At 71.2% G+C, this 19,886-nt stretch carries 17 protein-coding genes; 6 read left to right on the top strand and 11 right to left on the bottom strand.

The features are described from left to right. Nucleotides 1-88: 88 nt before the first annotated feature. The 4 genes from ACWD02_RS00690 (at nt 89) to ACWD02_RS00675 (ending at nt 3,384) form a co-directional block, all read left to right on the top strand. On the top strand, nt 89-1,015 hold the full coding sequence (locus ACWD02_RS00690; protein ID WP_451202963.1) for a metal-dependent hydrolase: 927 nt from the start codon (nt 89-91) through the stop codon (nt 1,013-1,015). A gap of 1 nt (nt 1,016) precedes the next feature. Next, nucleotides 1,017-2,087 (top strand): PDR/VanB family oxidoreductase, encoded by a 1,071-nt coding sequence (locus ACWD02_RS00685; protein ID WP_451202960.1) that lies wholly within the window; start codon nt 1,017-1,019, stop codon nt 2,085-2,087. Between the two features lie 77 nt (nt 2,088-2,164). Beyond that, the gene (locus ACWD02_RS00680; protein ID WP_451202957.1) at nt 2,165-2,869 is read left to right on the top strand and encodes a TetR/AcrR family transcriptional regulator; all 705 of its coding nucleotides are present in this window, start codon (nt 2,165-2,167) and stop codon (nt 2,867-2,869) included. Further along, on the top strand, nt 2,866-3,384 hold the full coding sequence (locus ACWD02_RS00675; protein ID WP_451202954.1) for an N-acetyltransferase family protein: 519 nt from the start codon (nt 2,866-2,868) through the stop codon (nt 3,382-3,384). Before ACWD02_RS00680 ends, ACWD02_RS00675 begins: the two co-directional genes overlap by 4 nt. Before the next feature lie 4 nt (nt 3,385-3,388). Here ACWD02_RS00675 and ACWD02_RS00670 read toward each other — a convergent pair whose 3' ends face one another. From ACWD02_RS00670 to ACWD02_RS00660, 3 genes are all read right to left on the bottom strand, one after another. After that, nucleotides 3,389-5,278, bottom strand: coding sequence for a hypothetical protein (locus tag ACWD02_RS00670; RefSeq protein ID WP_451202951.1), 1,890 nt, complete (start codon nt 5,276-5,278; stop codon nt 3,389-3,391). A gap of 42 nt (nt 5,279-5,320) precedes the next feature. Further along, nucleotides 5,321-5,812 carry a tetratricopeptide repeat protein gene (locus ACWD02_RS00665; RefSeq protein ID WP_451202949.1) on the bottom strand — a complete coding sequence of 164 codons (492 nt, stop codon included), beginning with the start codon at nt 5,810-5,812 and terminating at the stop codon, nt 5,321-5,323. Between the two features lie 71 nt (nt 5,813-5,883). Continuing rightward, on the bottom strand, nt 5,884-9,009 hold the full coding sequence (locus ACWD02_RS00660) for an alpha-N-acetylglucosaminidase (protein ID WP_451202947.1): 3,126 nt from the start codon (nt 9,007-9,009) through the stop codon (nt 5,884-5,886). Between the two features lie 165 nt (nt 9,010-9,174). Here ACWD02_RS00660 and ACWD02_RS00655 point away from each other — a divergent pair, with 165 nt between their 5' ends. Further along, a complete protein-coding gene (locus ACWD02_RS00655) occupies nt 9,175-9,627 on the top strand; it encodes a hypothetical protein (RefSeq protein ID WP_451204307.1) in 453 nt (150 codons plus the stop codon). A gap of 71 nt (nt 9,628-9,698) precedes the next feature. On the opposite strand, the gene ACWD02_RS00650 is transcribed toward ACWD02_RS00655, so the two are convergent. The 3 genes from ACWD02_RS00650 to ACWD02_RS00640 all read right to left on the bottom strand — a co-directional run bounded on the left by ACWD02_RS00650 (nt 9,699) and on the right by ACWD02_RS00640 (nt 13,164). Continuing rightward, nucleotides 9,699-11,171, bottom strand: a complete 1,473-nt coding sequence (locus ACWD02_RS00650) for a DUF1996 domain-containing protein (RefSeq protein ID WP_451202944.1) — start codon at nt 11,169-11,171, stop codon at nt 9,699-9,701. Between the two features lie 86 nt (nt 11,172-11,257). Then, nucleotides 11,258-11,908, bottom strand: a complete 651-nt coding sequence (locus ACWD02_RS00645; RefSeq protein WP_365822959.1) for a response regulator transcription factor — start codon at nt 11,906-11,908, stop codon at nt 11,258-11,260. Next, entirely contained in the window at nt 11,893-13,164 is a 1,272-nt protein-coding gene (locus ACWD02_RS00640; RefSeq protein ID WP_451202942.1) for a sensor histidine kinase, read from the bottom strand. Before ACWD02_RS00640 ends, ACWD02_RS00645 begins: the two co-directional genes overlap by 16 nt. A 231-nt stretch (nt 13,165-13,395) precedes the next feature. Between ACWD02_RS00640 and ACWD02_RS00635 the strand changes: the two genes are divergently transcribed. After that, nucleotides 13,396-15,579: an MMPL family transporter gene (locus tag ACWD02_RS00635; RefSeq protein WP_451202939.1), complete on the top strand. Its 2,184-nt coding sequence runs from the start codon at nt 13,396-13,398 to the stop codon at nt 15,577-15,579. 67 nt (nt 15,580-15,646) lie between these two features. Here the strand turns inward: ACWD02_RS00635 and ACWD02_RS00630 are convergent, their stop codons facing one another. The 5 genes from ACWD02_RS00630 to ACWD02_RS00610 all read right to left on the bottom strand — a co-directional run bounded on the left by ACWD02_RS00630 (nt 15,647) and on the right by ACWD02_RS00610 (nt 19,779). Beyond that, on the bottom strand, nt 15,647-16,642 hold the full coding sequence (locus tag ACWD02_RS00630; protein WP_451202937.1) for an NAD-dependent epimerase/dehydratase family protein: 996 nt from the start codon (nt 16,640-16,642) through the stop codon (nt 15,647-15,649). An 84-nt stretch (nt 16,643-16,726) separates the two neighbouring features. Beyond that, entirely contained in the window at nt 16,727-17,314 is a 588-nt protein-coding gene (locus ACWD02_RS00625; RefSeq protein ID WP_451202935.1) for a winged helix-turn-helix domain-containing protein, read from the bottom strand. 335 nt (nt 17,315-17,649) lie between these two features. After that, a complete protein-coding gene (gene glnII, locus ACWD02_RS00620; RefSeq protein ID WP_451202933.1) occupies nt 17,650-18,669 on the bottom strand; it encodes a glutamine synthetase in 1,020 nt (339 codons plus the stop codon). A 159-nt stretch (nt 18,670-18,828) separates the two neighbouring features. Beyond that, complete coding sequence (locus ACWD02_RS00615; RefSeq protein WP_451202930.1) at nt 18,829-19,299, bottom strand: hypothetical protein; 471 nt, start codon at nt 19,297-19,299, stop codon at nt 18,829-18,831. A gap of 111 nt (nt 19,300-19,410) precedes the next feature. Then, nucleotides 19,411-19,779: an arsenate reductase family protein gene (locus tag ACWD02_RS00610; protein WP_451202927.1), complete on the bottom strand. Its 369-nt coding sequence runs from the start codon at nt 19,777-19,779 to the stop codon at nt 19,411-19,413. Between the last annotated feature and the right edge of the window lie 107 nt (nt 19,780-19,886).

The raw sequence follows: 19,886 nt of genomic DNA, 5'->3' as shown, positions 1-19,886 counted from the left end.
GCGCCGCGCATCCGTCCCGAGGCGAACCGTCGAATTAACCGCCGCAAGGATCTGTACCCGCACGCCTACCCGTCAGTACATTGACGCCATGTCTAATACGCAGAGCCGGGAGCCGAAGCCCCTCGCGTCCGAGCACATACCGCTCAAGGCACGCAAGGTCTCCTTCTCCTGGGAGGACACCCCGCTGCACTGGGTGCCGGGCGACCCCTTCGCCACGCACACGATCAACGTGCTGCATCTGCTTCTCCCCGCGGGCGAACGCTGGTTCGTCCACGTGTACAAGCAGGTCCTGCCGTACATCCGGGACGACCGGCTCCGCGAGGACGTGATCGGCTTCATCGGCCAGGAGGCCATGCACGCGCAGGCCCACGACGAAGTCCTGCCGCACCTCAAGGAGCAGGGCCTCGACCCCACGCCCTACACCGCCCAGGTCGACTGGCTCTTCGAGAAGATGCTCGGCGACCGGACGCTGCCGCCCGGCAAGGCCCGCAAGTGGTGGCTGATGGAGCGCGTCGCGATGATCGCCGCCATCGAGCACTACACCGCCTTCCTCGGCAACTGGGTCCTGAACGCGGACGAGTTGGACCGCAGGGGCGCAGACCCGACCATGCTCGACCTGCTGCGCTGGCACGGCGCCGAAGAGGTCGAGCACCGCTCCGTCGCCTTCGAGCTCTTCATGCACGTCGACGGCAGCTACCGCCGCCGCGCCCGCACCTGGGCCACCGCCTTCACCGCCCTGGTCTTCCTCTGGCAGCGCGGCGCGCGCTTCTTCATGGAGAACGACCCGACCCTCATCGGCGGCAAGGCCTCGTTCAAGGACTTCTACCGGGGCGGCAAGCAGGGCACGCTGCCCACGACGCCGGACATGATCCGCTCCATCCCCCGCTATCTGAGCCGCGCCTACCACCCCTCCCACGAGGGCAGCACCGCCCAGGCCGTCGCCTACCTCGCCTCGTCCCCGGCGGCCACCGCCGCCGAAGCCGCGACGGAATCGCTGCCGAAGGGAGCCCGCTGACATGCCCCGCATCCGCACCGTCCTGCTCGTCACGGGCGCGGCGCTGCTCGCCAAGCGGGCCATGCGCCGCCGCATCGACGCCTCCCCGCTCTGGCCGCTGCCCGCCCTGGAGGAGCCGGTCTCGGGCCGCCCGCGCTCCCGTGCGCTGCGCCTGGTCGTCACCCGGCGCGAGACGGTAGCCGACGGGGTCGTACAACTGCGCCTGGAGGGCGGCCACTTGCCCGCCTGGGAACCGGGCGCCCACCTGGACCTCGTCCTGCCCTCGGGACTCGTCCGCCAGTACTCGCTGTGCGGGGACCCGGAGGACACCTCCTCGTACACCGTCGCGACCCGCCTCATCGACGAGGAGCAGGGCGGCCGCGGCGGTTCGCGCGAGGTGCACGAGCGGCTCCAGGAGGGCACGGAGGTCGAGGTGCGCGGCCCGCGCAACCGCTTCCCCCTTGCCGACGCCGAGGCGTACGTCTTCGTGGCGGGCGGCATCGGCATCACCCCGATCCTCCCCATGCTGCGGCAGGTCGAGGCCGCGGGCCGTGCCTGGCGGCTGCTCTACGGGGGCCGCTCCCGGGCCTCGATGCCGTTCCTGGAGGACGTGGAGAAACTGGCCGGCGCCACGCCGGGCCGGGTCACGGTCGTCGCGGAGGACGAGGGCGGCCGCCCGGATCTCGCCGCTTTCCTCGCTGACCTGGCACCCGCCGGCGCGGTGCACGTGTGCGGTCCCGAGGGCCTGATGGAGGCGGTGGCCGCGACGCTGCCGGAAGACGCCGAGCTGCACCTGGAGCGTTTCACGCCGCACACCTCCACGCAGGGCAACGGCACCTTCGAGGTGGAACTGCGCCGGAGCCGGCGGACCCTCACCGTGGCCGCGGACACCACGGTCCTGACCGCGGTGCGCGGGGAGCTGCCCAACACCGCGTACTCCTGCGAGCAGGGCTTCTGCGGAACCTGCCAACAGCGGGTCCTGGAAGGGGAGATCGACCACCGGGACGAACTGCTCACGGACGCCGAGCGCGCCGACTCGATGCTGATCTGCGTGTCGAGGGCGGGCGGCGACCGAATCGTCCTGGACATGTGAGACAGGTGACAGGAGATGTGAACGGTTGAGGAGGACCAGCCCCTTGGACGGCTGGATCTGCTCGGTAAGGTGTTCGCATGACTACCGGGGTGCGCCGCAGGATGGGTGTCGAGGAGCGGCGGCAGCAGCTGATCGGGGTCGCGCTCGACCTGTTCAGCCACCGCTCGCCCGACGACGTGTCCATCGACGAGATAGCGGCGGCCGCGGGCATCTCGCGTCCGCTCGTCTACCACTACTTCCCGGGCAAACTCAGCCTGTACGAGGCGGCGTTGCAGCGGGCGGCCGACGATCTCGCCGGCCGCTTCGTGGAGCCGATGGAAGGCCCGCTCGGCGTGCGGCTGCTGCGGGTGATGGGCCGCTTCCTGGACTTCGTGGACGGCCACGGCCCCGGCTTCTCCGCGCTGATGCGCGGCGGCCCCGCCGTCGGCTCGTCCACCACCAACGCGCTCATCGACTCGGTGCGGCAGGCGGCGTACGTCCAGATCCTCGCGCACCTGGGCGTCACGGACCCGCCCGCCAGGCTCGAACTGGTGATCCGCTCCTGGATCTCGCTCGCCGAGTCCACGGCACTCATCTGGCTCGACGGCCGCCGCATCCCGCGCGCCGAGCTCGAACTGCAACTGGTGCACGACTTCGCCGCGCTCGCCGCCGTGAGTGCCGCCCACGACGAGGAGATGGCCGTCATCCTGCGCCGCATCCTCGCCGAGGAGCCGCCGGACGGACCGTTCGCCGCGCTGATCACCCGGCTGATCGGCCTTGTCCCGCAGGAGCAGAGCAGTTGACCCACCGCCTGGCCGACGAGAACGACATCCCCACCCTCGTCGCCCTCTATGACGGCGCCGCGCACTGGATGCGGGCCCGGGGGATCGACCAGTGGAAGCCGGGCGAGAAGGGCGCGGAGCACTTCCGCGGGCGTATCGCGTCGGACGAGGTCTGGCTCGCCTACGACGGCGAGATGGTGACCGGTGCGTACGAGGTGTGGTGGGCGGACGAGCCCGCCTGGGGCGAACAGCCGCCCGTCGCGGGCTACGTGCACCGCCTGATGACCCGGCGCGGCGCCCCTGCGGGGTCGGGCCGCGCGATGCTGGAGCGCGCGGAGCGGCGGATAGCGGAGGCGGGCCGGGACCGCTGCCGCCTGGACTGCGTGTCGTCCAACCCGCGCCTGCGGGAGTACTACGAGGCGGCGGGTTACACGGTGGTGGGGGAGCTGCCGGGGAAGGTGGCGGCGGACGGGAGCACGTACGGCGTGATGCTCCTGGAGAAGGATCTGCGGGGTCCGGTCCCGTCCGACGCCTGAGACGTCAACGCAGCGTCGACACCTTCGAGCCGTCCGCGAGCCGCCCGGTGAGCCCGGCGCGCACGCCCCGCTTCACGGGTGCGGCCACGGTGTTGCCGGGAGTCCGGGTCCCGCCGGAAGCCTGGACCGAGACGACGTCCCTGCTGCCGGCGCCCAGCAGATACCAGTTGCCGCCCCGGGACTTCCACCGCACGCCCGCGAGCACCGACGGCTGTCGCGCCCCGCATGCCGCGGAGTCCTCCGCCTTCGCCGCCACCGCTGCCGCGCCCGCCGCCTGGAACTGCGCGAGGGCCCGGCCTCCGTCGCCGCGCCAGGTGTCCGCGCGGGTGCAGAGCCAGGCCGCGGCGCCGTTCGCCTCGGGCAGCGCCTGGCGTGCGTACTGCCAGGAGTTCACGGAGCGCACGCCGTTCGAGCGCGCGTCGGCGAGGGAGCAGGCGGCCGACGACCAGTTCGCGGCCGTGGCCTCGCGGGGGGCCTGCGGGCGGCCGGCGGTGAGATGGGCGGGGACGAGTTCGCCGAGGTCGGAGGAGAGTCGATTCACCCCGGAGTCGTCCCGCAGCTCCAGGGCGTTCCAGGAGGTGCACGCGCGGGCCTGCGCCGGGCTGGCGAACGGCTCCGTGACACCCTCGCCGTCCCGCTTCAGGGCATCGGCGTTCCGCTGCGGCTTCAGCAGGTCGCGTACGCCGACACCGCCCACCCAGGGCGCGGTCAGATACCGGACGTTGCCGTCGACGCGGCTCACCACCAGGGCTCCGGCCTCCGCGCTCGTCGCGCCGTCCACGCGGGCGAAGTCGAGGGCGGCTCCGCTGGTGCCTTCCTTGGGCTCGGCGTAGCGCACGATGCGCAGTCCGTCGTAGAGGAGCACGACCCGGGCCGCGTCGACCTCGCCGGCGAAGAGCAGCTGGGCGGGGCCGGGCGGGGCGCCGGCGGCCGTGCCGGGCGTGGCGGAGACCTGAACCGATTCTCCGGGGCGCGCCCAGACGGCCAGGGCGCGCCGCAGCAGGGCGTCGTCGTCGACGAGCGCGCCCCTGGCGGGCCACACGGAGAAGTCCGCGCGCGCGGACTTCTGCCACGTACCGGCCGCGACCTTCGTCACCTGCTCCGGGTCAAGGGCGGCCTGGCCCGCGGGGTTTCGCGCGTACGCGGGCGCGGCGGCCCCGTCCGGTCCCCAGCCGTCGCCCGGAAGTCCGAGCAGCGCGCCGCAGACCAGGGCGGCGGCCAGCGCGACACCCGCGGCCTTCATGTGCTGCCTGCGGCGCATCAGGTCGGTGGGCCGCGCCTGCAGCGAGCAGGGGTCGAACTCGGGTGACCTGAGCAGTTCGTACGCCGCGTCCACGCCGTCGGCCTCGGCGAGCGCCCGGGCCGGCTCGTCGACTCCGGCGGCGGCGAGCACCTTGCGTACGTCGCCGTCGGGGAGGCGCTCGAGGCCGCGCAGCACGTACGCGGCCCGGGCGGGGCCCGAGAGCGCCGAGAGCCGCTGGTCCAGGGCGAGTTCGTCGGCGCCCCCCGACCGCGGGAAGAGCCGCAGCCCCCAGACCTGCGGCAGCAGCGGCGGCAGCTGCGAGCGCTTGGGCCAGGCCTTGCGCCGCAGCGGAAGCCCCGCGTCGAGCGCCGTACCGACGATCCGCAGCCGTACGTACGCGTACCCGGGGTCGCCGTTGCGTCCGTCCCCCGAGCGCTGTTCCGGGATGACCTCGGCGTCAGCCGGCCTGCGGGGCAGGGCGCGCTGGGTCAGGGCGTGGGCGGTCAGGACCCGCCGGTTGCGCCCGAGGCTGGGCGGCAGGACCAGATAGGCGAGCCGCACCAGACGCGGGTAGTGCTCGACGAGGGCGGCCTCGGCCTGCTCGACATCGACGACGCCGGAGAGATCCTGGGGCGGGGAGGGGGACTTCACATTCGACGACACGTTCAGCAAAACGAGCGAATCGTCGGATGGTCACCTCTCCGTGAGCTTTCGAGCATAGTTGCCCATTGACCGCTGGTAGCGCGGGAGGTGGGGCGCGAGGGCGCCGAGTACCAGCGCCAGGCCCTCCCGTTCGCGCCCGAGGTCGGCGAGGCAGAGGGCGAGGGTGGCGCGCACGGCGTCATCCAACTCGTCGCTCGGCGCGTCCAGTTCGGCCTCCAGGAGCCTGACGCCCTCCTCGGCCTGCCCGATGTTCCGCAGGGAGCTGCTGAGTTGGATGACGGTGCGGCGTCGCCGGTAGCCGTCGAGGCCCTTCTCCAGGGCCTCCCGGTACAAGGGAACGGCGCGGTCCGAGTGACCGGTGGAGTCGAAGGCGCAGGCCCTCTCGAAGGGGGCCAAGGGGCTCCCCTCCGGTAGCTCGTCGACCAAGGCGTCGATGATCTTCCGGAACTCCTCGCCCCGGTCGTCGTACTCCGCCACCGAGGCCCACGCCTCGGCCACCCGCTGCTCCCACGCGATATCCATGGCCACACCTTTGCACGGGGTGCCGGGCGCCGGGAGGAATTTGTGCCTCCCGGCGGACCGGGCGACCTGCCTCAGTCAACTCCCCACTCGCTGAACTCCACCGTCCCGCGCGTCCCGTCGCCCCCGTTGGTCGCGCTCATGAACAGCCCCACGTCCTGCGCCGCCGTGACCCCCGGCATCGGCACAGTCGCCACCACCTGCCAAGTGCTCCCGCCGTCCGTCGAGCACGAGCCCGTCACCGCGTCGCCCGCCCGCGCCAGGCGCAGCAGCACCGGGGCCTTGATTCCCGTGATGCGCTTGTACGTGTCCAGGGTTCCGTCGCCGTTCGTGTCGTACGACAGGACCACCCCGTTCGACGGCGTGACCGCGAGGTCGACGAAGCCCCGGGACCCCGCGACCCCCATGTCGTTGCGTGCGATCAGGCCCGCCCTGGCCCAGGGCCCCGTCGCCGCCTGGGTGTCGACCCGGACCGTCACCGAGACGCCGCCGCGCAGCGCCCCCTCCCGGTACAGCGTGCCGAACTCCGTCGTGCCCTTCCACAGGTCCGCGCCCCCGCCGTTGATCGCGTACCGGCCGTCCAGCTCACCGAAGACCGCGGCGTTGTTGGTGTACTTCTTCCAGTCCGCCCCCACCGGACCCGCCTCGAACAGCACACCCTCGTGGACCGCCTCCACCCGCCGCTCGCCCGCGGGGCCGTACCGCACGGCGATCTCGTACGGAAGCGGCCGCAGCGGACGGTCCAGCGGGGTGTCCGGAGCGCTCACCCGCCACGCCACCCTGCCCGTGCCCGCGGGAGCCACCCGGGGCAGCGACACCGGTCCGGAAGGCTCCGCATCGATCCCGGTCAGCCGGAAGTCGACACGGCCGGTGGCCCGCAGTCCGTTGACGTTGCGGAAGACCGCCTCGACGCGCGCACTCCCGCCGGGCGGCAGCGACGGCGGGTCGGCGACGACCTCCAGGGACCCCTGGTAGGGCGCCCGTGCCAGCACGTCCCGGACCCGGGAAGCGGTCCGGTACGGGTCGCCGGTGCCCCGCAGCGGATAGTCCTTGCGCTCCCGGGTCCACGGCTCCTCCACCGCGAACCAGTCCACCGCCCGCGGCTCCCGCCCCGCGGCCAGTGCGTCGGCCAGCTCGTCGAGCCACTTCTGCCAGCGGGGCACGTAGAAGTCGGCCATGAGCCCGGACCACTCACGGTTCCCGTACTCGTGCAGCTTCCCGCCGTCGGACGTCGCACGGTCGCCCCACACCGTGATCAGCACCTTGGCGGTCCGCTCGAACTCCGCCCGCTCCTCGCCGGTGGTGCCCATGCGCCGCGCCGACTCGATCCAAGGGCCCAGCAGGAACGCCGAGTTGGTGGCCGTCAGCTCGTCCGAGAGCCGCATCAGCCGCAGCCACAGCGTCGACAGCGCCCGGAAGGTGTCCGCGTCCTTGCGCCGATATGCGGACCGCAGCTGCGGCAGCAGCTGCCGGCTGCGGTGCGCGAGCGCCTGCCGGGCCACGTCCACCAGGTCGTACCGGTAGGCGGCACTGCCCCGCAGGCCGCCGCGGACCCCAAGCAGCCCGGCGAACGCCGCGTCGAAGCGGCCCGGGTCGTAGGTCAGCGCGCGCGGCGCGTACTCGGCGGCGCGGTTCGCCGCCAGGTCGGGGCGGGCCGCGAACAGCGAGTCGTGCGGATCGCTGCGCTCGACGGCGGTGTGCCGGTACGCGGTGTCGTGCAGGGCCCGCCACGCGCTCCGGGCGCCGGAGTCGCGGCCGCCGTAGCGGAAGCCCGCGTAGCCGTCGAACCAGGACTTCAGGTCGAGCTTCTCCTTCGACCAGGCCAGCTCCGAGAAGAGCTCGAAGGCGGCCGGGTCCCGGTCCGTCGCCTCCGGCATGAACGCCGTGCCGACGAGCGCGCTGCCGCCCTTGTCCCGCCACGCGAAGAACTTCTCGTTCCAGATGTGGGCGCGGGCCCCGATCGTCGTACGGCCCCCGAAGTTCGGGATGGTGCCGAACGCGTACGGCGTGCCGCCCCAGTCCTTCTCGCGGTCGGTGACGCTCGTGAACCGGTCGGAGACCCCGTCCACGATCAGCATCCGGCGCCGGTCGATCGCGTCGAGCAGCTCGGGCAGCGGATTGGCCTCCCAGCCGAGGATCACCCAGGTCGCGCCGGGGCGGGCCTTGCGCAGGGCCGCCTCCACGCCGCGTGCCGCGTCCGGCACCGGGACGTCGCCCGGTGTGCCGCCCTCGTGGAGCAGGTCCATCTTGAAGTGGTCGGCGGCCCCGAAGAGCTGCTCCTGGTGCCGGTAGAAGGAAGCGGCGACCTTCGCGAAGGACGAGGTCCTCGGGTCGAGCCAGTCCGGCCGCTTGAACCCGTGCCAGATGCCCTGGGGAATCACCCGTGCGTCCCCGCCGTTGCGCGCGACGAACCCGTCGGGGACGTGCCCGTAGTAGCCGGGGAGCACCGGCGCCATGCCCAGCGAGCGCAGCCGGTCCACGATCCTGCGGCCGAGCTCGGCCCGGTCCGCGATGACGGCGGGGGACAGCGGCCCCCCGTACCCGGACAGGTTCTGCAGCAGCCACCACGCCTGGTGCGAGGGTGCGGGCAGCCATGCGCGGGCCTCCGCGTCGCTGTAGCCGAAGTCCTGGAGAACCCGGTGGTAGACGGCCTCCGCCCCCGCGATCACCAGGACCTCGTTGCAGCCGTGCAGGGCGAGGATGTCGATCATCCGCTCCCAGTACGCCCAGTCGGCGTGGGGCGCGGTGTAGCCGTCGTTCGTGTCGTTCAGGGCGAATCGGTGCGCGAGCCCGGTGGACCGCTCCAGGGGGCGGGCGGGTGCGGGGAGCTTGCGGGGCAGGTCCAACTGGCTGCCGTTCCAGGCGACATGGGCCCCGCAGACGTACTTCAGGTACCAGTGGACCCCGGTGAGCAGCACGGCGGGCGTCGTACCGGACACATCGATGCGCCCCGTGGTGCCCGAAACCCGGAATCGGTCCGTGCCGCCCTTCGCGGGGACGAGTCTGAGACGGAGCTGTTCCGCGTGATGCGGCAGGAGTCTGTTGAGTGCTGAGCGCGCGGAATCCGTATCGAGGGCGACAGCGGGGCCCTGGACGGGCCCCTCGGCGGCGTGGGACGGAACCGCCACCCCGCCGACGGCGGCACCGAGGCCGATGGCCCCGGCGGTGCCGAGCACGGAACGTCGGGACGGATCGGTCATGTGTACCCCCTGGGTCGAATGGTGCGGCGCACGGTATCCGTGCGACGTCCTGCGCTCAACGGTGCATACGGACATGGCGAGTTCACCTCGCCTGAAGGGACTGATGGGGCGATGAAGGCAGCGCGAAAGCCGCTTGCGGGCGCGAGTGAGGGCATGCGGGGGCGCATGCGGTCGGGCATGGCTGTGGGGATGGGTGCGGGACTGCTGATGGTGCTCGCGGCGTGCGGCTCCGACGGCGACGACGCGCCACCGGACACGGCGAGCGGCAGCCTGGAGCAGCTGGCGGCCAAGGCGCGCTGCAAGCCCGACATCCAGACGGACGCCGCCGAACTGCGGCAGGCCACCTGTGACAAAGGTGCCCGCCGCTACGTCCTAGTAACCTTTACAAATGCCCGTGGCCAGGCCGAATGGTTCGACGAGGCGACCGATTACGGCGGCACGTACCTCGTCGGCAAGAAGTGGATCGCGGTCGGCGACGAGAAGGTGGTCATGCGGCTGCGCGGCCGGCTCGGGGGGACCGTGGAGAAGTCCTCGCACCACTCGGGGAGTAGCGGTGGTGGGGATCACGAGGACTCAGGCCCGGGGCACTCGGGCCACTCCGGTCACCGCACGAGCTGACCGCGCAGCGGTATGGGGGTCGGCCTGCGGTACTGAGCCGGGAAGTGCGGCTCAGTACCGCTGAAGGCGGGTCACTTGCAGCGCTGACCGCTGTTGATGCACTTGGCCATGCGGTTCATCAGCCGCTCGTCGAAGACGTTGATGAAGTCACCGTGATCGGTGATCGGCTTGTGCAGTTGCTCGGGGAACGAGTCGACGGCGAACCCCGGACCCGGCGGCACGTCGTACACGATGCGCTGCACCAGCTGCGGGATGGCCTTGAAGCCCTGCGGGCACGCGCCGGTCTGCTCGTCGGCGAAGGCCACGTGCGTGCGGTGGTTGGCGCTGTCGGTGTTCTGACCGTCCCAGCAGCTCTGGAAGTTGAACGTCCGCACGACCTGGCTGCCCTCGGGGCAGATCGGGTACTTGTCCTTCAGCTGCCGGTCCTCGAACCCGGTGCAGCTCCACGACGCGTTGGCGTTCGCGTCTCCGTTGGTCAGCGATTTGGCGTCACCGGTGATGATGCGCAGGAAGCGCGGCATCGCGACGACCTTGCCCGTCGGATTTCCGGCGAACTTCAGCGTGACCGACGTCGGGGTCTGGATCTCGCCGACGTTCTGGTCCTTTCCGCCGCCGTCCGCGTCGGCGTCGTTCTCGTCCTGCCCGTTCTGCAGCCTCAGGACCGGCCAGTAATAGGTCGACTTGTCCCCTTGGTTGCGGCAGGTGGTGTCGCCGTTCGCGAGATCGTCGTCACCGGAGAAAGCGTCCGTGGCCTGATTGCCGACGTAGTCGTGCATGTGGTGGGCGCCATTGCTCACGCCGGGCGCCGCGATGACATTGTCCGGATTGAACTTGCCGTTCTCGTTCGTCCCGCATTTCGTGGTGAAGGTGCCGCGCGACGCGCCGCGTCGCTTGTCGGGGCGGTTGACGTTGGGCTGGACGGAGTTGATGTCGACGAAGTCGGAGGCCTCGGGGCCGTTGCCGTTCTGGCCGGGCGGCTGCTCCTGGTCGCCGCCGTCACCGTCCTGCGGCGGCTGCTCCTGCCCGTCGCCCCCGTCCTGCGGCGGCTGTTGCCCCGCCGAGTCGTCCGCCCGCATGGTGCACGGCGCCATGCCGTCGATCCCTTGCGGCGGCTGGCCGCCCGCCTGGTCGATCGAGGACCCGATGCCCTCGATGGTCGGCCGCCGCTGCTCCTCGAGGGGCTCGAGCACGGCCTCGGCCTGCTCGGTGTTCCGCGCGTCGGCGAACTTCTCGTACGCGGCGGTGATCTGGGTGTCCAGCTCCGCGAGCCGCCGGTCCACGTCCTCGCGGGCCCCGTCCGGTACGTCCGAGAGCTGGGTGCCCACGTCCGGGCAGCTGATGGTCGCCATCCCCACCCCCGGCCCGCCGCCCTGCTCGCCGGACCGGGTGGAGGCGGACGGCGAGCCGTTGCTTTCGCCGGCGTTCGCGTAGACATTCACCGCGACCATTCCGCCGCCGCCCAGGATGAGCGCAGCCGATGCGGCGATCGCGCGCCCGGCGAGTTTTGATCGTTTTCGTGATGTGCGTCGTGGAGTGCGTCCCATGGGACTACGTACGCAACAGGAGTCGGCCCCGTTCAATCATGCGCGGAATTCCCCGGCAATCTCATGAGCGATCTTCGGTGTTCCGCTCAGCGCCCTTGATCCAGATAGGCGAGTACGGCGAGAACCCGCCGGTTGTCGTCGTCCGACACCGAAAGGTCCAGCTTTCCGAAGATGTTGGACGTGTGTTTGGCGATCGCCCGTTCCGTCACGACGAGCTCCGCGGCGATCGCCGCGTTCGACCGTCCCTGCGCCATGAGTTCGAGCACCTCGCGCTCGCGCGGCGTCAGCTTGCCGAGCGGCTGGTCCGCCGACCGGCGCGACAGGAGCTGCTGGATCACCTGCGGGTCCATCGCGGTGCCGCCCGACGCGACCCGGCGTACGGCGTCGATGAACTGGTCGGCGTCGAAGACCCGGTCCTTCAGGAGATAACCGACCCCGCCGTTCCCGTCGGCGAGCAGCTCGCGCGCGTACAGCTGCTCCACGTGCTGGGAGAGCACGAGCACGGGAAGGCCCGGCCGTGCCTTCCGCGCGGCGAGCGCGCACTGCAGTCCCTCGTCCGTGTGGGACGGCGGGAGCCGGACGTCCACGACGGCGACGTCCGGCTCCAACTCGGCCAGGGCCTTGGTGAGTTCGGGCCCCGTCTCGACCGCGGCGGCGATCTCGAAGTCGAATGCCTCCAGCATTCGCACCAGGCCGTCACGCAGCAGGAAGAGATCTTCGGCTAGGACAACTCGCAAGGGATCTCCATGGTCACCATGGTCGGGCCGCCCGCGGGACTGCTGACGGCCAGTACGCCGTCGAATGTACCGAGTCGGCGTTCGATCCCGCTCAGCCCGGACCCGGTGCCGATGGACGCGCCGCCCTTGCCGTTGTCGGTGACCGCCACCCGCAGCATGCCCTGCGCGTGGTGGACGTCCACCCAGATGCGGTCCGCCCCCGAGTGCTTGATGGCGTTGGTCAGCGCCTCACTCACCGCGAAGTACGCCGCCGACTCGACCGGCTCATCGGCCCGGCCGAACAGCTCCACGTCCACCTCCGTCCGTACCGGCAGCCGCAGCGCGAGGGCCTTCACCGCGTCACCCAGACCACGCTCGGCGAGCACCGGCGGATGGATGCCGCGGACCAGGTCACGCAGCTCGGTCAGCGCCTCGCCGGAGTTCTGCCGGGCCTTGGCGATCATTTCCTTGGCCTTCGCCGGGTCCTTCTCGATCATCGCCTCGATGGTGCCGAGGTCCATGCCCATCGCGACGAGGCGGGCCTGCGCCCCGTCGTGCAGGTCCCGCTCGATGCGGCGCAGTTCGGCGGCGGAGGTGTCCACGGCGTCGTGCCGGGTCTCGGTCAACCGGTCGACGCGCTGGGCCAGTTCACGCTCCCGCATGGAGGTGGTGGGCGCGAGCAGCGCCCGGGTCAGGAGGAAGTGACCGCGCACGATGGAGGTGTTGGCGAAGACGCCGGTGATGCCGAGCGCGGTGCCGAGCAGCGCCGCCATGTTGGCGTCACCCTGCGAGGTGACGTGGATGAAGCCGTACCACTCGCCGCCGCCCGCCTCGTAGATCGGCTCCCAGACGCCGAGGGCCAGGACGTAGCCGTACAGCATGTACAGCAGCAGCGCGGGTGCGAAGATCGCCGTGACGCAGCCCGCGGTCATGTCGACCAGGAGCCACTGCAGGTCACGCCAGGTCGCCGGGTCCTTCAGGAGCAGCGAGGTGCGCTCCACCTGCCCGGTGACACCCCCGCGCAGGTCCGCGGGGAAGGGGCGGTAGGGCGACGGGATGCGTACGTCCGACCACGCGCCGGCCTGGGCGCGGCGCAGGTCCGCCCACTTGCGTACGACGGCCAGGATCACCGGCGTCGTGAAGACGCCGATGCCGAGCAGGATGAAGGCGATCGAGAGGACCGACAGCACGAAGAGAGTGATGGAACCGGCGAGCGTGACGACCGCCAGGTAGAGCCCTCGGGCTCCCGCGATCACGGATTCACGGACCCTCGTCATTTTCTGATCCCCATCTCTTCCAGTGGCATGAACACATTCTCGCCGCTGGGCCGGGCGCCGGTCATTGGGTTCGGCACCCGGCCCGGGGGTGTACCTGACGACACCCCCTGACCTCGCCCTGTGCTTCGGGCAGTGGGGGCTTCGGCGGCTGGGTGGGCGGGCCCCGGATTTCTAGCGTTGTCCCTGTCATCAACCGGCTTATCCACTGCTTACTTATGGGGGCGAAACGCCATGAGGCCAAACCTCGCGGCACGACTCGGGGTGTGGAGCGCGCACCACCGCAAGACGGCCATCCTCGGCTGGCTGCTCTTCGTCGTGCTCGCCACGACCATCGGCGGGGCCTCGGGCATGGTCACCGCCTCCGACGACGAGATGGGGGTCGGCGACTCGGGCCGCGCCGCGACGATCCTCAAGGACGCGGGCGTCGAGGAGCCCGCCGGCGAGCTCGTCATGGTCAGCTCGAAGACCGCGGACGGCTGGCGGGACGCGGCGAGCGACCTCTCCAAGGCCCTGACCGCGACCGGCGAGACGCGCGGGATGCAGGCGCCGCTGCCCTCCGAGGACGGCAAGGACGCGCTGCTGCGCTTCGAGATGAAGGGCAAGTCCGACGAAGCCGCCGACCGCGTGCAGCCGGTGCTCGACGCGGTGCAGAAGGCCAAGGACGACGGCGCCCAGAAAGGCGTGTCCGTCTACCAGTTCGGCGACGCCAGCTCCGAGAAGCACCTCAGCGACCTGCTCGCTGACGACCTCACCAGGGCCGAGTTCACCGCGGTGCCGCTGGCCCTCGGCATCCTCCTGGTCGCCTTCGGCGCGGTGGTCGCCGCGCTGCTCCCGGTCGGGCTCGCGCTGACCGCGTGCGTGGCGGCCTTCGGCCTGCTCTCGCTGGCCAGCCACCAACTGCACCTGTTCGAGACGACGTACTCGGTGATGTTCCTGATGGGGCTCGCCGTCGGCGTCGACTACTGCCTGTTCTACCTGCGCCGCGAGCGGGACGAGCGCGCCGCGGGACGTGACGCCGAGACCGCGCTGCGGATCGCGGCGGCCACCAGCGGGCGTGCCGTCCTTGTCTCCGGCCTGACGGTGATGGTCGCGATGGCGGGCATGTTCCTCTCCGGGCTGCTGCTCTTCAAGGGCTTCGCGGTCGCCACGATCCTGGTGGTGTGCGTGGCGATGCTGGGCTCGGTCACGGTGCTTCCCGCGCTGCTCTCCGCGCTCGGCGACCGGATCAACGCGGGGCGCATCCCCTTCCTCAACCGCAAGAACAAGAAGGGCGCGCACGCCAGCGGCGGCATCGCGGGCAAGCTGCTGCGGCCGGTCCTGGCCAAGCCGAAGTTCTTCGCCATCGGTTCGGCGGTTCTGCTGCTCGCGCTCGCGGCCCCCGCGCTCGGCATGAAGACCGAACAGCTGGGCCTGGAGAAGCAGTTCGGTTCGGACGCGCCGCTCTCGGTCTCCTTCCGGGAGATCACCCAGGAGTTCCCGGGCGGCCCCGCGCCGGCCCGGATCGTCGTCGAGGCGGACGACATCGGGTCGAAGGAGACACGCGAGACGCTCGCCGCGGTGGTGCGGGACGCGGGCAAGGGCGCCGAACTCACCGTCCACAAGAGCGCGGGCGTGGCCGAGATCGACGTACCGCTGCCCGGTGACGGCAGTGACGCGAAGTCCAAGGAGGCCCTTGGCGAGCTGCGCGACGACGTGGTTCCCGCCGCCTTCGACGGCCTGGACGCGGAGGCGTACGTCGGCGGCGACCTCGCCGAGTCCGAGGACTTCAGCGATCAGCTCAGCAAGGGCATCGTGCCGGTGTTCGCCTTCATCGCGGCGGTGACGTTCCTGCTGATGCTCTTCAGCTTCCGCTCCGTGGTGATCGCGGTGACGTCCATCGGCCTCAACCTGCTGTCGGTCGGCGCCGCCTACGGCGTGATGACCGCGGTCTTCCAGCACGGCTGGGGCGCGGAGCTGATCGGTTCGGAGCAGGTGGGCGCGATCGAGAACTGGATGCCGCTGTTCGTCCTCGTGGTCCTCTTCGGCCTGTCGATGGACTACCACGTGTTCGTGGTCTCGCGGATCAGCGAGGCGCGGGAACGGGGCCTGGACAACCGCGCGGCGATCCGCGAGGGCATCACGCGGACCGCGGGTGCGGTGACGGGCGCGGCCGTGATCATGGTGGCGGTCTTCGCGGTCTTCGGCACGCTGTCCATGCAGGACATGCAGCAGATGGGCGTGGGCCTCGGCGTGGCGGTCCTGCTGGACGCGACGGTCGTGCGGATGGTGCTGTTGCCGTCCCTGATGACGCTCCTCGGCGAGCGCAACTGGCATACGCCGCGCCACCTCTCGTGGCTGCCGAGGATCTCGCACGGCGAGGAGCCGGTGGCGCCGGCAAAGCCCGCCGCCCGGCCGGTTCCCTCGGCCACGGCGTAGCCCCGGAAGGGGAACGGGGCGGCGGCCGGACCGGCAACAACGGTCCGGCCGCCGCCCCGTCGTCGTGTCACAAGCCGAGCGCCTTGGCCTCCACCTCGGGGTCGACGCCCTTGGCCCCGCGGTCGGGGAGCTGCGGGGCCACCCCGCCCAGGGACTGGATCCAGGCCCAGGTGTCCGCGACCGTCTCGGCCACGGGCCGCGCACGCAGCCCCGCGGCCGCCGCCTTCTCGGTCGACGTGCGGTGCATGGTGTCGTGCAGTTCGCCCGGCGGGAGCCACACCGGGAGCTGCGACCACGGCTCGATGCCGTGCTCGGCGATCACCGCGGGGTCGGTCCACCGCAGCTCCGCGTCGGCCGCGCCCGCCACGGCCACGCATGCCTGGAGGAACTCCTCCATCGTGGTGTGCGCGATGGGGGAGATGATGTTGTACGGGCCGTGGAGACCCGCGAAGGCGGCATCAAGGACCCACTCCGCGAGGTCCCGCACGTCGATGTACTGAAGGTCCAACTCCCGTGGCCCCGGAGCCAGTACGGGCCCGCCCCGCGCGACCCGGTTCAGCCACCACGGCAGCCGCCCGACGTTCTCGTACGGACCGAGGATCAGTCCGGCGCGGGCGAGCACCGTGCGCTCGGCCCCGAACTCCGCGACGGCGGCGAGCTCGCCGCCCCGCTTGTCCTGCGCGTACGCCACCGAATCCGCGTCGGGGTCCCCCTCGACCAGCGGGTAGCTCTCGTCCGAACCCGCCACTCCCGGATACCGGTACACGGACGCGCTCGACACATACACATAGCGCCCGGCCCGTCCCGCGAGCAGCCGCGCCGTGTCCCGCACGGCGCGCGGCGCCCCCGACCAGGTGTCGACGACGATGTCCCACTCGCCGTCGAAGGCGGCTAGCGCGTCGAGGCCGCCCTCCGCCGTCCGGTCACCGAACAGCGACACCGCGCCGGTGGGCGCCTCGTGCTGCCCGCGGTGGAAGACCGTCACCTCCCAGCCACGCGCGAGCGCCGCCTCGACGACGCCACGTCCCACGAACTGCGTACCGCCCAGCATCAGAAGTCTCATGGCGCAGACTCTGCCCGCTCCCGGCCGTCGGGGGTACCGGTTTCTGCTGGTGGCAGAGCCCGGTCCCGCCCGAGAAACCGGAGGTCAGCGAGTTGCCGGCGGTGCGTACTTGTAGCCGACCCGCCGCACCGTCTGGATCGTCCTGCGGTGCTCGGCCCCCAGCTTGCGCCGCAGCCGCGCGATGTGGACGTCCACGGTGCGCCCGTCGCCCACATGCCCGTACCCCCACACCGTGGTGACCAACTGGTCGCGCGTGTGCACCCGGTGGGGGTGGGCGACGAGATGCGCGAGCAGCTCGAACTCCAGGTACGTGAGGTCGAGCGGGCGGTCGTCGACCCGCGCCGCGCGCTGCACGGCGTCGATCCACACGGGACCGCCGGACGTCTGCCGGGGCTCGGGTGCGGCGGTGGTGGTGGCAGCAGCGGCCACCGGCTCCTGCCCGGCCGGTACGAGGACCAGGTAGCCGATCATCGGCGGCTGTCCCGGCAGCGTGGGCAGCGTGTGCTGGGGCGCGGGCAGCCAGGTCGCACCCGGCGGCAGGAAGTCGGTGATCTGCGCCACCTCGTCCGGGGCGACGGCTCGCAGCCGCCCGCGGCCGACCTGCGGCGGAACGGTGGCCGTGACGGCGGCGGTCGAAGCGGTGGAGGCGGAGAAGGAACGGGAGTTCGCCATGGAAGTCAGCTCTTTCGCGCGAAGGAGTCGTCAGTCGTCGAAGACGTACGTCGTGCGCGTCAGGCGAAGGCCGGGTGAACGGCTTTAGCGGGCCTGCGCGTTCATCGCGCGGCAACACACCCGGTCGAAGTCGTGGTGCTGACGGGAAGGCCAGAACGGCTCGAGGTCGTGTTCACGACCCGTAGCGATGTTCCCGTGGCTGCCCATGACCCCATTGAAGCAGATGGGAGGGGCCGAGGTCGCTCCCTCTCGCATGCTGCCATGCCGGAGGGGGCGTCCACCGGTTCGGCGGACGCCCCCTCCGGGAACGTGCGAGGCACGTGCGGACACCGCGATCAGACCTGGCCGGCCTTCTCCAGGGCGGCGCAGCAGGTGTCGACGATCAGACGCGTCACGACGTACGGGTCGACGTTCGCGTTCGGGCGGCGGTCCTCGATGTAGCCCTTCTGCTCCACCTCGACCTGCCACGGGATGCGGACCGAGGCGCCGCGGTCCGAGACGCCGTAGCTGTACTCGTTCCACGGGGCGGTCTCGTGCAGGCCGGTGAGGCGGTCGTCGATGCCCGCGCCGTAGTTCTTGACGTGGTCCATCGGCTTGGAGCCCTCGCCGAGGGACTCGGCGGCGGTGATGATCGCGTCGTAGCCCTCGCGCATCGCCTTCGTCGAGAAGTTGGTGTGCGCGCCCGCGCCGTTCCAGTCGCCCTTCACCGGCTTCGGGTCGAGCGTGGCCGACACCTTGAAGTCCTCGGCGGTGCGGTAGAGCAGCCAACGGGCGATCCACAGCTGGTCGGAGACCTCGAGCGGCGCGAGCGGGCCGACCTGGAACTCCCACTGGCCCGGCATGACCTCGGCGTTGATGCCGGAGATCCCGAGGCCGGCCTTGAGGCAGTTCTCCAGGTGCGCCTCGACGATGTCACGGCCGAAGATCTCGTCGGCGCCGACACCGCAGTAGTAGCCGCCCTGCGCGGCGGGGAAACCGCCGACGGGGAAGCCGAGCGGGCGGTCGCCCTCGAAGAAGGTGTACTCCTGCTCGATGCCGAAGATGGGCTCCTGCGAGCCGAAACGCTCCTCGATCTCGACGAGCGCGGCCCGGGTGTTGGACTCGTGCGGCGTCATGTCCGTGTTGAGGACCTCGCACAGCACGAGTACGTCGGCGCCGCCGCGGATCGGGTCCGGGCAGGTGAAGACCGGCTTGAGCACGCGGTCGGATGCGTGACCCTTGGCCTGGTTCGTGCTGGATCCGTCGAAGCCCCAGTTCGGGAGCTCGGCGCCGTCCGTCATGATCTTCGTCTTCGAACGGAGCTTGGCGGTCGGCTCGGTGCCGTCGATCCAGATGTACTCAGCCTTGAAGGTCATGGGGCCATCCTTTAAACGCTCGGTACGGCGCAGAACGTGCGGGTGCTGCGGTGCCGTGGTGATGTCGCGCAGCCTGCCAACGCGCGATTTCCCGTCCGTTGCTCGAATGTGAACCCCGTGTTACCTGCGGTGGATGTGGCCCACTTCACGCCGAAAGCCTCACTTGATGACGGCGTTGGCCGCCGCGATCAGCAGCCCGATCGCCGCGTCCGCCACGCCGAGCAGCACGGCCGAGCGGCGCCGGTAACCCGCCCGGAGCGCGGCGAAGGTGCCCCAGCAGAGCAGGAGCGCCGCGTTCAGGAGAAGCGCGGCGCAGGTGACGGGCGGCTCGGACCAGCCGAAGGTACCGGCGAGGAGAAGCAGCGCCACGGTGGGCCAACAGGCCACGACCACCGGCCACTCGTCCATGAGCTCCCGGCCCAGCTGGCGCCACCGGTGCAGGCCGGTGCCTGGCCGGTGCGTGCTCATGTGGTGCGCGTACCCGTGCGCGAGGGCGGCCGTACCCGCGGTCACCATGATCCAGGCCGCGTCGTAGTAGGGCGTGTACGTCTGCTGCTCCGAGTGCAGGGCCGCGACGAGCGCGCTCGCGAGGATGGTTCCGTAAACACCTCCGGACGTCAGGTTCCGCACGGTTGCACTCCTTTCGGGGAGTTATCAACCGTATGGAGGCATATGTAACGATCGGCCGGAGATGGCGCATCGGTCAGCCGTCATCTGCCGCCCCGCGGGGAACTGTCGCCGTTACCGGGACAGCGCGTCCCGTACCGCCTCCTCCGTGCGCCCCACCACCGCGGTGCCGTCGTCGGCGGTGATGATGGGCCGCTGGATGAGCTTGGGGTGCTCGGCGAGCGCCGTGATCCAGCGGTCGCGGCCCGATTCGTCACGCGGCCAGGCCGCGCGGTCCTTCAGGTTCAGCTCCTTGGCGGCGTCCTCCTGCGTGCGCGTGATGTCCCATGGCTCCAGGCCGAGCCGCTCCAGGACGGCGCGGATCTCGTCCTCGGTGGGGACGTCGTCCAGGTAACGGCGGACGGTGTAGTCGGCGCCCTCGGCGTCGAGCAGCGTGAGCGCGCCACGGCACTTCGAGCAGGCGGGATTGATCCAGATCTCCATGCCACACACGCTACCCGCGACCCACCCGCGACCCACCCGCCACACGTCCTCAAAGGCCGTCTGGCCAGCGGCGATTGTCAGTGCCCGGCAGTAGAATTGAAGCAATG

This window comes from Streptomyces sp. NPDC002853 (genome assembly GCF_053591915.1).
Note: the sequence above shows the minus strand (reverse complement) of the source record. Positions and strands in the feature narration are given on the sequence as shown.

Bases quoted from the DNA above. Each gene is read 5' to 3' on its own strand.
- ACWD02_RS00690 (WP_451202963.1), top strand. From the start codon at position 89: ATGTCTAATACGCAGAGCCGGGAGCCGAAGCCCCTCGCGTCCGAGCAC.
- ACWD02_RS00685 (WP_451202960.1), top strand. From the start codon at position 1,017: ATGCCCCGCATCCGCACCGTCCTGCTCGTCACGGGCGCGGCGCTGCTC.
- ACWD02_RS00680 (WP_451202957.1), top strand. From the start codon at position 2,165: ATGACTACCGGGGTGCGCCGCAGGATGGGTGTCGAGGAGCGGCGGCAG.
- ACWD02_RS00665 (WP_451202949.1), bottom strand. From the start codon at position 5,812: ATGGATATCGCGTGGGAGCAGCGGGTGGCCGAGGCGTGGGCCTCGGTG.
- ACWD02_RS00660 (WP_451202947.1), bottom strand. From the start codon at position 9,009: ATGACCGATCCGTCCCGACGTTCCGTGCTCGGCACCGCCGGGGCCATC.
- ACWD02_RS00655 (WP_451204307.1), top strand. From the start codon at position 9,175: ATGCGGTCGGGCATGGCTGTGGGGATGGGTGCGGGACTGCTGATGGTG.
- ACWD02_RS00650 (WP_451202944.1), bottom strand. From the start codon at position 11,171: ATGGGACGCACTCCACGACGCACATCACGAAAACGATCAAAACTCGCC.
- ACWD02_RS00640 (WP_451202942.1), bottom strand. From the start codon at position 13,164: ATGACGAGGGTCCGTGAATCCGTGATCGCGGGAGCCCGAGGGCTCTAC.
- ACWD02_RS00635 (WP_451202939.1), top strand. From the start codon at position 13,396: ATGAGGCCAAACCTCGCGGCACGACTCGGGGTGTGGAGCGCGCACCAC.
- ACWD02_RS00630 (WP_451202937.1), bottom strand. From the start codon at position 16,642: ATGAGACTTCTGATGCTGGGCGGTACGCAGTTCGTGGGACGTGGCGTC.
- ACWD02_RS00625 (WP_451202935.1), bottom strand. From the start codon at position 17,314: ATGGCGAACTCCCGTTCCTTCTCCGCCTCCACCGCTTCGACCGCCGCC.
- glnII (WP_451202933.1), bottom strand. From the start codon at position 18,669: ATGACCTTCAAGGCTGAGTACATCTGGATCGACGGCACCGAGCCGACC.
- ACWD02_RS00610 (WP_451202927.1), bottom strand. From the start codon at position 19,779: ATGGAGATCTGGATCAATCCCGCCTGCTCGAAGTGCCGTGGCGCGCTC.